Origin of the sequence: Bradyrhizobium betae (genome assembly GCF_004123905.1) — a bacterium.
GTDB classification, from domain to species: Bacteria; Pseudomonadota; Alphaproteobacteria; order Rhizobiales; family Xanthobacteraceae; genus Bradyrhizobium; species Bradyrhizobium betae_A.
Map to the genome: position 1 here is coordinate 315,389 of NZ_MZXW01000016.1, position 12,515 is coordinate 327,903.

The 12,515-nt window shown below is 64.9% G+C and carries 10 protein-coding genes and 1 pseudogene; 5 read left to right on the forward strand and 6 right to left on the reverse strand.

Annotated elements, in window-relative coordinates; genetic code table 11:
* Positions 1-121: 121 nt before the first annotated feature.
* Positions 122-859 (reverse strand): annotated as a pseudogene (locus tag B5V03_RS11705) (sulfate transporter family protein); the annotation flags it as partial.
* Positions 860-945: 86 nt separating this feature from the next.
* On the reverse strand, positions 946-2,013 hold the full coding sequence (locus B5V03_RS11710; protein ID WP_245502197.1) for a hypothetical protein: 1,068 nt from the start codon (positions 2,011-2,013) through the stop codon (positions 946-948).
* A gap of 373 nt (positions 2,014-2,386) precedes the next feature.
* On the opposite strand from B5V03_RS11710, the gene B5V03_RS42030 reads away from it, so the two are divergent.
* Both B5V03_RS42030 and B5V03_RS11720 read left to right on the forward strand, forming a co-directional pair.
* The gene (locus B5V03_RS42030) at positions 2,387-2,722 is read left to right on the forward strand and encodes a protease pro-enzyme activation domain-containing protein (RefSeq protein WP_129270274.1); all 336 of its coding nucleotides are present in this window, start codon (positions 2,387-2,389) and stop codon (positions 2,720-2,722) included.
* A complete protein-coding gene (locus B5V03_RS11720; RefSeq protein ID WP_245502198.1) occupies positions 2,719-4,029 on the forward strand; it encodes a S53 family peptidase in 1,311 nt (436 codons plus the stop codon). The genes B5V03_RS42030 and B5V03_RS11720 overlap by 4 nt, the downstream gene beginning before the upstream one ends.
* A 124-nt stretch (positions 4,030-4,153) precedes the next feature.
* Here B5V03_RS11720 and B5V03_RS11725 read toward each other — a convergent pair whose 3' ends face one another.
* On the reverse strand, positions 4,154-5,566 hold the full coding sequence (locus B5V03_RS11725; protein WP_129270276.1) for an MFS transporter: 1,413 nt from the start codon (positions 5,564-5,566) through the stop codon (positions 4,154-4,156).
* A 318-nt stretch (positions 5,567-5,884) separates the two neighbouring features.
* Positions 5,885-6,817 carry a LysR family transcriptional regulator gene (locus B5V03_RS11730; RefSeq protein WP_129270278.1) on the reverse strand — a complete coding sequence of 311 codons (933 nt, stop codon included), beginning with the start codon at positions 6,815-6,817 and terminating at the stop codon, positions 5,885-5,887.
* A gap of 105 nt (positions 6,818-6,922) precedes the next feature.
* Between B5V03_RS11730 and B5V03_RS11735 the strand changes: the two genes are divergently transcribed.
* Together B5V03_RS11735 and B5V03_RS11740 are read left to right on the forward strand one after the other, a co-directional pair.
* Positions 6,923-8,101 carry a CoA transferase gene (locus B5V03_RS11735; RefSeq protein WP_129270280.1) on the forward strand — a complete coding sequence of 393 codons (1,179 nt, stop codon included), beginning with the start codon at positions 6,923-6,925 and terminating at the stop codon, positions 8,099-8,101.
* Positions 8,098-9,045 carry a hydroxymethylglutaryl-CoA lyase gene (locus B5V03_RS11740; protein WP_129270282.1) on the forward strand — a complete coding sequence of 316 codons (948 nt, stop codon included), beginning with the start codon at positions 8,098-8,100 and terminating at the stop codon, positions 9,043-9,045. The genes B5V03_RS11735 and B5V03_RS11740 overlap by 4 nt, the downstream gene beginning before the upstream one ends.
* A gap of 167 nt (positions 9,046-9,212) precedes the next feature.
* On the opposite strand, the gene nikR is transcribed toward B5V03_RS11740, so the two are convergent.
* Together nikR and B5V03_RS11750 are read right to left on the reverse strand one after the other, a co-directional pair.
* Positions 9,213-9,659 carry a nickel-responsive transcriptional regulator NikR gene (gene nikR, locus B5V03_RS11745; RefSeq protein ID WP_129270284.1) on the reverse strand — a complete coding sequence of 149 codons (447 nt, stop codon included), beginning with the start codon at positions 9,657-9,659 and terminating at the stop codon, positions 9,213-9,215.
* Positions 9,660-9,715: 56 nt separating this feature from the next.
* Positions 9,716-12,169 (reverse strand): heavy metal translocating P-type ATPase, encoded by a 2,454-nt coding sequence (locus B5V03_RS11750; RefSeq protein ID WP_129270286.1) that lies wholly within the window; start codon positions 12,167-12,169, stop codon positions 9,716-9,718.
* A gap of 50 nt (positions 12,170-12,219) precedes the next feature.
* Here B5V03_RS11750 and B5V03_RS11755 point away from each other — a divergent pair, with 50 nt between their 5' ends.
* Positions 12,220-12,495: a metal-sensitive transcriptional regulator gene (locus B5V03_RS11755; protein ID WP_092027570.1), complete on the forward strand. Its 276-nt coding sequence runs from the start codon at positions 12,220-12,222 to the stop codon at positions 12,493-12,495.
* Positions 12,496-12,515 lie beyond the last annotated feature (20 nt).

The window sequence follows — 12,515 nt, forward strand, 5'->3', positions numbered from 1 at the left end:
CTTGCGGGAGAGGTCGGCGCGGAGCGCCGGGTGAGGGCTCTCTCCTCTGGGGGATTGTCCCTCCGTGGAGACACCCTCTCCCCGACCCTCCCCCGCAAGCGGGGGAGGGAGCGCACCGTCCCCGAGTCCGTCGTGCCGGCTCGATCAGCGCAGGCCGCGGGCCCGGTAGCCGCTTGTGCATGTGGACCATGAAGGCCATGCCGAAGATCGGCGTCGCCAGGTTCACGATCGGGATCGAGACGAAGGCCGCAATGAACAGGCCGGCGGTAAAGATGGTCGCGGCGTTGTCGCGCCGCATCGCCTTGGCTTCCTCCGGCGAGCGGAAGCGCATCGCGGCGAGCTCGAAATATTCGCGCCCCAGCAGCCAGGCGGCGGCGAGGAAGAAGACCAGAAAGCCGGCGCCGGCCAAAAACACCAGCGGCAGCGCGACGAGATAGACCAGGATCGTCAGGAGCGCGGTCTTGATGCCCTCGGTGATCGCCTGGTTGAACGGCAGTGCAACGCCGGGCCGCTCGGCGGGATAATATTCGCGTTCGACGACATCGGCGACGTCGTCGACGAAGAAGCTCGCCACCAGTGAGGTGATTGCGGGCATCAGGAAGACGCTGCCGAACACGACGCCAAGACCGGCAGCAATCGAGATGATCCAGGCAAGCACTTCGAGCGAGGAATGCCAGCCGGGGCCGAGCAGGCCCTCGAGCCAGACCTCGCCATAGGTCGCAAACCAGCTCAACAGCCGCTGTAACCCGAACGCCAGCACGACGATCAGCACCAACGCAAGCCCAACCGATCGCCACAGGATCGAGCGCATCGGCGGCGACATCATTTGCGACAGCGCCTTGACGGCGGCATCCAGCATGGGGAACCCTCTCACGAAATCACCCGCGAGAGGTAGACACGGCAAGCCGCTTCGGCAAGGGACGCTGACCAGTCGCCGCCTGCGGCTTAACGTTCCGCCGCGATGCTGGCCCAGCAGGTGATGGCGCTACAGACCGTGCTCCATCGACCAAAACCCTTGTAGATCTGGGCGGCGACCTGCTCCTGCTGCTTCAAGGTGCCTTCGGCCTTGATCTGCGGGTCGGAGACATTGCGGATGGCGAGCCAGCGCGGCGCCTTGGTGCCCATCTCCTGCGCGACCAGGCCAAGGATGGCGTCGCCCATTTCGGAGACGTCGCCGAGCCCCTGGAGGTGGAAATGATTGTCCGAGGTGTCGAAGCCGAAGAAGTCGGTGGTGACCACGGAGGACGACAGCCCGTTCGGCTTCACCACAAAGATCTTCGGTGCCCTGGTGTTGTCCTTCGGCAATTGTGCGGCATTGGCCTTGAACAGCGTCTTGGCCTGCGTGAACTTCTTCGTCACGGCGGACCTGCTGGAAAAATGCTCCTGCGCAAAAGGCTGCTTCTTGAACTTCGACAGGCAGTCGAAGCGCACGATCGGCGAGACGACGACGTCGCCGACCTCGAATTCCTTGCCGATGCCGCCGGCCGTGCCGGTGGTGATGACCAGCGTCGGCTGCACCTCGGTGATGATCTGGCGCCAGACGTCGACGTTCGGCAACTCCGGGCCGTCCTGCGACATGTGCGAGTCGGATTTGAAGATCACGCATTTCTTCTTGCCGATCGTCGTGGTCCAGTAGGTGCCGAGCCGCTTCAGCTCCTTGGCCGGGCAGCCATTGCGCATCTTCTTGGAGATCGTTGCGTAGTTGTGAGTGTACGGCAGGTAATCGTTCCGCGAGTCCTTGCCCGGCGTCAGCACGCGGCTGAGCGCGTGGCCCTCGTCGACGGTCCAGGTCACGACCAGCACGTCGGCATGCGGCAGCGGCCCCTTGCCGTTGCCCTTTGGCTTCGGCCCGGTCTGCGGCGCCAGCCCCTTGGGCCAGGGAATGTCGGTGAAACGCGATAGCCCGGTGGAGGTCGAGAAGGCCATGAACTCGCGGCCCTCGGCGGATTCGGAATCGAAATCGATGATCTCGCGCCGAAAGTCTTCCGCCGTGACCTTTGCGGACTTCTTCACGGCGGCCTTCGCCACCCGCTTCACCGTAAAGGTATCGCGCGGCGGCGGTGTCGTGATCGGATCGAAACCGAGATTTCTCTCAACCCCATTTACGGTCGGCCAGCATCGCATCCTCCGCAATTGATTTTGACGAACATCTTCCATTGGTCGGCCAAGCGAGCCAACGGTTGCAATCTTAGATCGAAATCATGGGCCCCGAATGGTTCGAGCTATTGACCAATTCTGTGCCGGTTTGAGCCTGGTGGAGTATTCGTCTGCCGAACAAGGACATTTCTGAAAAAACTTGGCTCATTGCCTGAACCAATTCGCGGCTGAGATTACACCTATAGTTGAGGTGCGACAATCTGCCTTCCAATCACAAACGGAGGAAGTCATGGCAAGCACGACCAACCGTGTCGCGCTGGTGAACAGCGCCCGTAAATTGCCGAAGGGGGCCAAGCTCGTCGGCGCGGCCGATCCCAAGCAGGAAATCGAGATCAGCGTTCGGCTGCGCGCCAAGCGCGCGGACGATGAACAGGTGATGGCACTCGGCGCGCAACCACCGCGCGAGCGGCAATATCTCTCGCGTGCCGAGTTCGGCGCCGAGATGGGCGCCGACCCCGCCGATGTCGCCAAGATCGACGATTTCGCGCACAACCACGATCTCAACGTCAAGAGCGTGCATCTGGCGTCCCGCACCGTGAAGCTGACCGGCACGGTGAGGCGATGAGTGCGGCCTTCGGCGTCAAGCTCAACAAGGTCAGGCATGACGGCGCGACTTATCGCATGCGCAAGGGCAATGTGCAGATCCCAGCCGAGCTCGAAGGCATCGTGGTCGGCGTGCATGGTCTCGACAATCGTCCGGTTGCCCAGCCGCACTTCCGCCGCAGGACAGCGAAGAAGGGTGCGACGGCGCGCGCGGGACAGGGCGGCAGCTTCTCGGTCGACCAGATCGCCCAGCTGTACAATTTCCCGGGTGGCGAGACCGGTGCCGGCCAGTGCATCGCCATCATCGAGCTCAACGACATCGACCAGAAGGGCCATCCGACGGGCGCCGGCTACAAGACGTCCGACCTGAAAACCTTCTTCAAGAAGGCCGGCATCCCGATGCCGCGGATCGCGCCTGCGAGCGTCGACGGCGGTGCCAACAAGCCCGGCCATTCCGACGCCGACGGCGAAGTGGTGCTCGACATCGAGGTCGCCGGTGCGATCGCGCCGGGCGCCAGGATCGTGATCTATTTCGCACCCAACACCACCAACGGCTTCATCGACGCGGTGAAAGCCGCGGTCCACGACACCGCGCGAAAGCCTTCGGTGATCTCGATCAGTTGGGGCGGGCCGGAAGATCCGGCGGGCTCGCAGCAATTCGTCGACGGCCTCAACGAGGCGATCCGCGACGCCGCCGCGATGGGCGTCACCGTCTGTGTCGCCTCCGGCGACAATGGCTCGGCCGACATGAGCGAGGACTGGGACGGCCGGCCACATGCCGACTTCCCCGCCTCGAGCCCGTTTGCGCTCGCCTGTGGCGGGACGAACCTGAAGGCCTCGAACGGTGCGATCACCGAAGTCGTCTGGAACGGCGGCCCGCAAGACGGTGCTGGTGGCGGCGGCGTCAGCATCGTATTCCCCCGACCGGCCTACCAGGCCCATGCGCATGTGCCGAAATCACCCTCGCACTCGGTCGGGCGCGGTGTGCCCGACGTCGCCGGCGATGCCGATCCTGCGACCGGCTACCAGATATTCCTCAACGGCGTCGGCATCACGATCGGCGGCACCAGCGCGGTGGCGCCACTGATGGCCGGGCTGATCGCCCGCATCAACGAGGCCACGACCAAGAAGTTCGGCAAGACCGTCGGCTTCATCAACCCGCTGATCTACGCCTCGCATGCGCAAGGCGTGTTCCGCGACATCACGGTCGGCAATAACGACATCACCGGCAGCCTGCACGGCATGTACAAGGCCGGCTCCGGCTGGGACGCCTGCACCGGCCTCGGCGTCCCCAATGGTGCGGCGTTGCAGAATTTGCTGGCGGCGTAAGCCGGGCGAGGCTCTCTCCTCCGTCATTGCGAGGAGCTCTTGCGACGAAGCAATCCAGAGTCTCCCCGCGGAGGCAGACTGGATTGCTTCGCTGCGCTCGCAATGACGCGTGGAGGGACCGCCGTCACACCGCATCCAGCGGCTTGCCCCGCACGTTCGGGCCGAACAGCGCCATTGCGATCACCACGATCAGCATTGCCGCGGTGATCAGGCCGAACACGCCGGTGACGCCGGCCTCCTTCAGCATGTAGGCGACGATGAAGCCCGAGAACGTCGCGGAGAGCCGGCTCATCGAATAGACCAGACCGGAAGCCTGCGCCCGGATCTGGGTCGGAAACACCTCGGTCTGGTAGGCGTGATAGGCGTAGGACATCGTGGTGTTGCAGGCCGTCAGCAGCACGCCGCAGACGATCAGCAGCGCGGGCTCCGTCAATTGCGCGAATGCCATGCCGAAGATGATGATGGCGATGCAGGCGCCGGCGATGATCCAGCGCCGCTCGAATCTATCGGCAAAGCTCGCGGCGAGCAGCGGCGCGATCGGATAGGCGAATGCGACGATGAAGGAATATTGCAGGCTCTTGGTGACGGTGATGCCCTTCTCCACCAGCAGCGTCGGCACCCAATTGGCAAACCCATAGAAACCGAACGCCTGGCAAAAATTGAACACCATGAACAGCACGACCAGCGAAAGGTAGGGCGGACGGAACAGATCGGCGAAGTTGACGCGCGCGACCTGTCGGACTTGAAGCGCAGGCGAGGTCGCGGGCCGTGAGCCGGCACCACCGCTGGCGGCCTCCAGCGTGCCGAGGACGCGAAGCGCCTCCTCGTTGCGGCCGTGCCGCGCCAGCCAGAGCGGGCTCTCCGGCAGGAACAGGCGGAGCACCCAGACGATCATGCTGGCGGCGGCGCCGATCAGAACCACCCAGCGCCAGCCTTCGACGCCATAAGGCGCGAGCGGCACCAGCCACCAGGCGAGAAAGGCGACGACGGGAACGGCGATGAACATGATCGACTGGTTCACCGCGAAAGCGCGCCCGCGCATCCGGCTCGGCACCAACTCGGTGATATAGGCGTCGATGGTGATGACCTCGACGCCGATGCCGATACCGGCGAGGAAGCGCCAGAACAATAAGCCTTCCGAAGAGGTCTGGCAGGCCATGATCACCGACGCCGCCGTGTAGCCGAGCAGGGCATAGGTGAAGATCGCGCGGCGTCCAAAACGGTCGGCGAGGAAGCCGAGGAAGAAGGTGCCGACGAACAAGCCGGCAAAGGTCGCGGCGACGAAGGCGCCGATGCCGGAGAAGCCGAAGAACGCCGTTGTCGTAGTGGAGAGCAATCCGCTGCGGCTCAGCCCCGGCGCGATATAGCCGGTCAGGAACAGATCGTAGATCTCGAAGCAGCCGCCGAGCGAGAGCAGGATGACGAGGCGCCAGACGTAAGCTGTCCCCGGCATCGCCTCGAGCCGCCGCGAGATCTCGTCAGGCACGGACGGCGCAGCGTCGAGCTCAAAGCCTGTGTCGATGCCGACAACGCTCATGATGTCCTCCCCGTGGCGCGCAGATCGCGCGCGTTTCCCGGCGGCTCATCTCTGTTGCTTGTCGCAAGCTCTGCCGGACCGCGCCATGTTGGCGGGTCAGGAGTGGAAATCCAGAAGAACATATCGATGGGAGCGTTCGAGATTTTCGAACTCGGAGTTGTTCTCCCTCTCCCCGTTCTTACGGGGAGAGGGCGGGGTGAGGGGCTCTGTCCGCGAGTCCGACTGTTGCCGTTTATGCGGAGGCAGCCCCTCACCCCAACCCTCTCCCCGTAAGAACGGGGCGAGGGGGCGCACTGCCGTCGCGGTGCGCACCGCAGCTCACCCCACCAGCTCCGCCTGCCAGCCGCCGCTCCGCACCTGCTCGGCGATCAGCGCCAGCATCAGGCGGCGCATCTCCTCCATCGCATACGTCATCGGGCGGTTGCGCAGGCGGCAGAGATAGAGCGTGCGGGTCAGCTTCGGCTCGATCACCTTGCGCGCGACCAGGCGGCCGGCCGCGAGTTCCTCCCGCGCGAACAATTTTGTCGCGATGGTGCAGCCGAGCCCTTCCACCAGCGCACCGGTCATGCCGGTGATCGAGTTGGCGTGCAGGATGGCGCCGCCTTCCAGCCGCTTGAGCAGAACCGGATCGTCCAGCAGCGCGCGCGAGGACAGGCCGAGGCCGTAACGCAGCAGGATCAACGGCAGCCGGCTCAGCTCCTCGAACCGGATCGGCGCCTTGCCCTTGCCGACCAGTTTTGGAATGCCGACGAGGAACATCTCTTCCTCGAGCACGGCTTCCGTGATCAGCTCCTTCTCCGACGGCGGATTGTAGACCAGCGCGAGATCGACGTTGGAGACCATCAAGTGCATCAGCGTCGCGCCGGACAGGCTCTCGGTGAGCGACAGCTTGAGCTTGGGATATTTGGTCAGCACGATGCGCATCAGCTCCACGCCAATCGCCTTGACGCCCGAATTCGCCATGCCGATCGAGATCTCGCCGGCAATGACGCGGGCGCCCTCGCGCACTTCGGTCTCGGCCTCCGCCATCGCGCGCAGGATGATTCGCGCATGCTCGTAGAGTCTTTCGCCGGCGGCCGTCGGTTCCATGCCGCGCGACTTGCGCGCGAACAGGGGCGTTGCGAACTCGGCTTCTAGGTTCGAGATATGATGGCTCAGCGCGGACTGCGCGACATTGACCTGGTCGGCCGCGCGCGACAGGTTGCGCTGCTCGTAGACAGCGATGAAATAGCGGAGCTGGCGCGAATCCATGTGGGTCCAGCGTTCTAGAACTGCGAAGGTAATCTTCGACAGATTATATTTTTCAGAAGGCTTGTGAAGGCCTAGTCTTTTGGGCGAACGAACAGGGAGTGCCGCATGACAGGGACCGGATTTCCGCTCGAAGGCGTGCGGGTCGTCGAGATGACCCACATGGTGATGGGGCCGACCTGCGGCATGATCCTGGCGCAGCTTGGCGCCGAGGTGATCAAGGTCGAGCCGCCCTCCGGCGACAAGACACGGAGTCTGGGCGGCATGGGAACGGCGTTCTTTCCGCTGTTCAACCGCGGTAAGCGCAGCGTGGTGCTCGATCTTGCGATGCCTGAAGATCGCGACACCATGCACCGGCTGCTCGAGACGGCCGACGTGTTTCTCGAGAATTTTCGCGATGGCCAGCTCGACAAGCAGGGGCTTGGGCCTGAAGAATTGCGCCGCCTTCATCCGCATCTGATCGTCGCCGGCCACAAGGGCTTTCTGTCCGGCCCCTATGAGCATCGCCCCGCGCTCGACGAGGTCGTGCAGATGATGTCGGGGCTCGCCGCCATGACCGGCACCAAGGAGAAGCCGCAGCGCGTCGGCTCGTCCGCCAACGATATCATGGGCGGCATGTTCGGCGTGATCGCGATTCTGGCCGCGCTCTACCAGAAGCGCGGCGGCAAGCGCGACGGCGCCGACATCCGCATCGGCCTGTTCGAGAACTGCCTGTTCCTGGTCGCCCAGCACATGGTCGAGTACGAGATGACCGGCAACAAGCCGCGCTCGATGCCCGAGCGCGAGCACGCGTGGCCGATCTACGACATCTTTGATGCCGCCGGCGATGGACGAATCTTCATTGGCGTCGTGACCGAGGGCCACTGGCAGAGCTTTTGCCGCGAGTTCGGCCTCGCGGATCTCCTCGATGATCCCGCCTTGCGCACCACGACCGACCGCATCCTGGCGCGGCCGCGGATCATCCCGCGCGTGGCCGAGATCATCCGCCAGTGGAACGTCGCAGAGCTGTCGCAAAAGCTCGACGCGCTCAACATCTGCTTTTCGCCGATCAACCGGCCCGAGGATCTGCTCACCGACCCGCATGTGCTGCGGCCCGGCGGCCTCGTCACCAATATCACCGCTGATGGCAAACCATTCCATGTGCCGACGCTGCCACTCGAGTGGAATGGTAGCCACTTTGGTGAAGGCCTGAAGGTCGCGCCGCTCGGCGCCGATACATCTGCCGTTCGCGCCGAGATCGACAATAACAATGACATCACGTCAAAAGCCGCTGGGAGGCGCGCATGAGTCGGATCGAACAGATTTATCCCGCGGACCGCGTTGCCTTGCGCGAAGTTGGCCTGCGCGACGGGCTCCAGCTCGTGAAGAAGTTTCCGTCAACCGAGGCCAAGCAGCGCTGGGTGCGCGAGGAATACGCCGCAGGCGTCAGGCATTTCGAGGTCGGCTCGTTCCTGCCGGCCAAAACCTTTCCGCAATTCGTCGACGTTCGCGATGTCGTCGCGACGGTCGCGCGCCTGCCCGGCGCCCATGGCATCGCGCTCGCACTCAACGAGCGCGGCGTCAACGAGGCCCTCGAATCCGGCGTCGGCGAAATCGCCTCGGTGGTTTCGGCCACCGAAGAGCACAGCCAGGCCAACGCCCATCGCTCGCGCGACTCCGCGATCGCCAATGTCAAGCGGCTCTGTGAGATGCGCGACGCCAGCGCCCACAAGCCGCTCGTGAACGCCGCGATCTCGATGGCGCTGGGCTGCTCGATCGCCGGCGCGGTCGACCCGAACGAGGTGCTGCGCCTCGTCGACAAATGCCTCGCGGCCGGCGTTGATTTCGTCGCGATCGCCGATACCGTCGGCTATGCCGGGCCGAAGCAGGTCGCGGAGCTGACGCGCGCCGCGGTCAAGCTTTCAGGGTCGAAGCCGATCTGCATCCATCTCCACGACACCCGGGGCATGGGCATCGCCAATGCGTCCGCCGCGCTGGATGAGGGTGCGCGCATCCTCGACGGTTCACTCGGCGGCCTCGGCGGCTGCCCCTTCGCCCCCGGCGCGACCGGCAACGTCGTGTTCGAGGATCTGGTGTTCCTGTGCGAGAGCAAGGGTTTTGCGACGGGGATCGATATGGAGAAGTTGATCGCGGTGCGATCGATCCTCAAGAGCGAGATGCCGAACGAAGCTCTCTATGGCGGCATGGCGCGGGCAGGCTTGCCGGCTGGGAGTGCGGCGAAGGCGGCGTGATGTTAAAGCCTCAAATGTAGTTCTCGTGTCCCGGACGCGGCGCGGCATGAAATGACGCGACGCAGAGCCGGGACCCAGGAGCTTGCGCCAGCGGCGAGATGGCCCCGGCTCTGCAGCGCACCGCTGAAGAAGCGCTGCGCCGCGTCCGGAGCACGAGAAGCTAGTTGCTACTCATGCCGGTGCCCATGCTTCCGCGCCTTCGCCGGCTTGCCTTCCCCCGTCGGAATCATCACCACGCGCCCATAACGCACACCACGCTCCGCGATGATGTGATCAGCAAAATGCTTGACCTCGTCGGCCGAGCCCTTCAGCGCCGTCATCTCCATGCAATTGTTCTCGTCGAGATGGACATGCAGCGTCGCCAGCGCGAGGTCGTGATGGCCGTGGAATTCCTGCACCAGGCGCTTTGAGAGATCGCGGGCGGCGTGGTCGTAGACATAGACGAGGCCGGCGACGCATTGGCCGGTCTGCGCGGTGTCTTCGGTGGATTGCTGCAGCCCGGCGCGGGCGAGGTCGCGGATGATCTCGGAGCGGTTCTGGTAGCCGCGCGCCTCGGCTGCGGCGTCGATGTCCGCCAAAAGATCGTCCTCGATCGTGATCGTAATCCGCTGCATCAGGTCCTCTCCGCACGTACGCCGAATGGACTTGTTTTACACGGATTTCGTCATCCTCACAGCCGCGTCGCCCGCAGCCGCAGCGCATTCCCGACCACGCTCACCGAGGACAGCGCCATCGCGGCGGCCGCGATGATCGGCGACATCAGCACGCCGAAGGCGGGATAGAGGATGCCGGCGGCGATCGGAATGCCGGCGGCGTTGTAGATGAAGGCGAAGAACAAATTCTGCCGAATGTTGCTCATGGTCGCCTGCGACAGTTTTCGCGCACGGACGATGCCGGTGAGGTCGCCCTTGAGCAGGGTGACCCCGGCGCTCTCCATCGCGACATCCGTGCCGGTGCCCATGGCGATGCCGACCTCGGCCGCCGCCAGCGCCGGGGCGTCGTTGACGCCGTCGCCGGCCATCGCGACACTGCGGCCGGCCTTTTGCAGTTTTGCGACCACCGCGCTCTTCTGGTCCGGCAGCACCTCGGCCTCGACGTCGGCGATGCCGAGCCGGCGCGCCACGGCCTCCGCCGTCGTGCGGTTGTCGCCGGTCAGCATGATCACTTTGATGCCCTCGGCCGCGAGCGCCTTCAGCGCCTCTGGCGTCGAGGCCTTGACCGGGTCGGCGATCGCGAACAGGCCGGCAAGTCGGCCATCGACGGCCATGTTGATGACGGTGGCGCCATCGCCGCGCAGGCGTTCGGCCTCCGCGTCGAGCGCCTTCGTGTCGATCCCGATCGATGCAAAGTATCTGGCATTGCCGAGCACGATGGTCTTGCCCTCGACCTTGCCGGTTGCGCCCTTGCCGGTCGGCGAATCGAACCCTTCGACCTGGCTGAGCGTGAGCTGCTTCTCCTTGGCCGCGCGCACGATGGCGTCAGCGAGCGGATGCTCGCTGGCGCGCTCGACGCTGGCGGCCAGACGAAGGATGTCGTCTTCGCCAAAGCCGGGCGCCGGCACGATCGCGACGACCTTTGGCTTGCCTTCGGTCAGCGTGCCGGTCTTGTCGACGACGAGCGTGTCGATCTTCTCCATCCGCTCCAGCGCCTCGGCGTTCTTGATCAGGACGCCTGCCTGCGCGCCGCGGCCGACGCCGACCATGATCGACATCGGGGTCGCCAGGCCAAGCGCACAGGGGCAGGCGATGATCAGCACGCTGACGGCGGCGACGAGGCCGAAGGCCAGCCGCGGCTCGGGCCCGAACCAGGCCCAGGCGGCAAAGGCGGCGATGGCGATGACGATTACGGTCGGCACGAACCAGCCGGCGACCTGGTCGGCCAGCCGCTGGATCGGCGCCCGCGAGCGCTGCGCGTCCGCGACCATCTGCACGATCTGCGACAGCAGCGTCTCGCGCCCGACCTTGTCGGCGCGCATGATGAAGCTGCCGGACTGGTTGAGCGTGCCGGCGATCACCTTGGCGTCGACCTCTTTGGTCACCGGCATGGATTCGCCTGTCACGAGAGATTCGTCGAGCGAGGAGCGTCCTTCCAGAATGATGCCGTCAACCGGCACCTTCTCGCCGGGACGAACGCGCAAGCGGTCACCGGCGTGGAGCGTGTCGATCTCGACCTCGTGCTCGCTGCCGTCAGCATCGACGCGGCGCGCGGTTTTCGGCGCAAGTTGGAGCAGCGCCTTGATCGCGCCCGAGGTCGCATCGCGGGCGCGCAGCTCCAGCACCTGACCGAGCAGCACCAGCACGGTGATGACGGCGGCCGCCTCGAAATAGATGGCGACCGCACCTTCATGGCCGCGGAAGTTCGCAGGAAAGATCTGCGGTGCGATGGTGCCGATCAGGCTGTAGACATAGGCAACGCCGGTGCCCATCGCGATCAGCGTGAACATGTTGAGGTTGCGCGTCAGCAGTGACTGCCAGCCGCGGACGAAGAACGGCCAGCCGGCCCAAACCACCACGGGCGTGGCGAAGACGAGCTGGATCCAGTTCGACAGCACGGGATCGATCCAGTTGTGCGGGCCGGCAAGATGTCCGCCCATCTCCAGCACCACCGCCGGCAGCGCCAGTGCACCGCCGATCCAGAACCGCCGCGTCATGTCCGCGAGCTCCGGATTGGGCCCGGTCTCCAGGCTCGCGACCTCCGGCTCCAGCGCCATGCCGCAGATCGGGCAGTTGCCGGGTCCGATCTGGCGGATCTCCGGATGCATCGGGCAGGTGTAGATCGTGCCGGCGGGCACCTCCGGCTCGCTCGCCTTCTTGGCGAGATACTTTGCGGGATCGGCGGCGAACTTGGTGCGGCAGCCGGCCGAGCAGAAATGGAAGGTCTCGCTGTGATGGTCGAATCGATGTTTTGACGTCGCGGGATCGACCGTCATGCCGCAGACGGGATCGAGGACCTTTGCCGCCGCATCGCCGTGGTCATGATGATGGGCGTGGCCGCCATGATCGCCATGTCCGCCGCAGCAGGACGAAGCCGCAGGCTTGGCGACCGGCGCCGCGGCCTTGCTCGAACAGCCGCATCTGGATTGCGTGTTCCCATCGTGATGATGTTCGTGCTCTCCGTCGTTCATTCCCGTGCTCCGGCCTTGCAATAGATACCCTAGGGGGGTATATAGACCCCATGCGCAAGGACATCAAGGCATCCGTCGGAAAACGTCTCGGCCGGATCGAGGGCCAGGTTCGCGGCCTCTCGAAAATGGTCGAGGACGACCGCTACTGCATCGACATCGTGACGCAGATTTCGGCGGTGCGCGCGGCGCTGCGCCGGGTCGAGGAGGAGGTTTTGAAGGACCACGTGGCCCATTGCGTCGAGCACGCGATATCGAGCGGCGACAAGGCGGACCAGCGCGAGAAGATCGCAGAGTTGATGGCGGTGATCGGACGAGCGGAGCGGTAGGCTCTCACCGTGACGGTGGA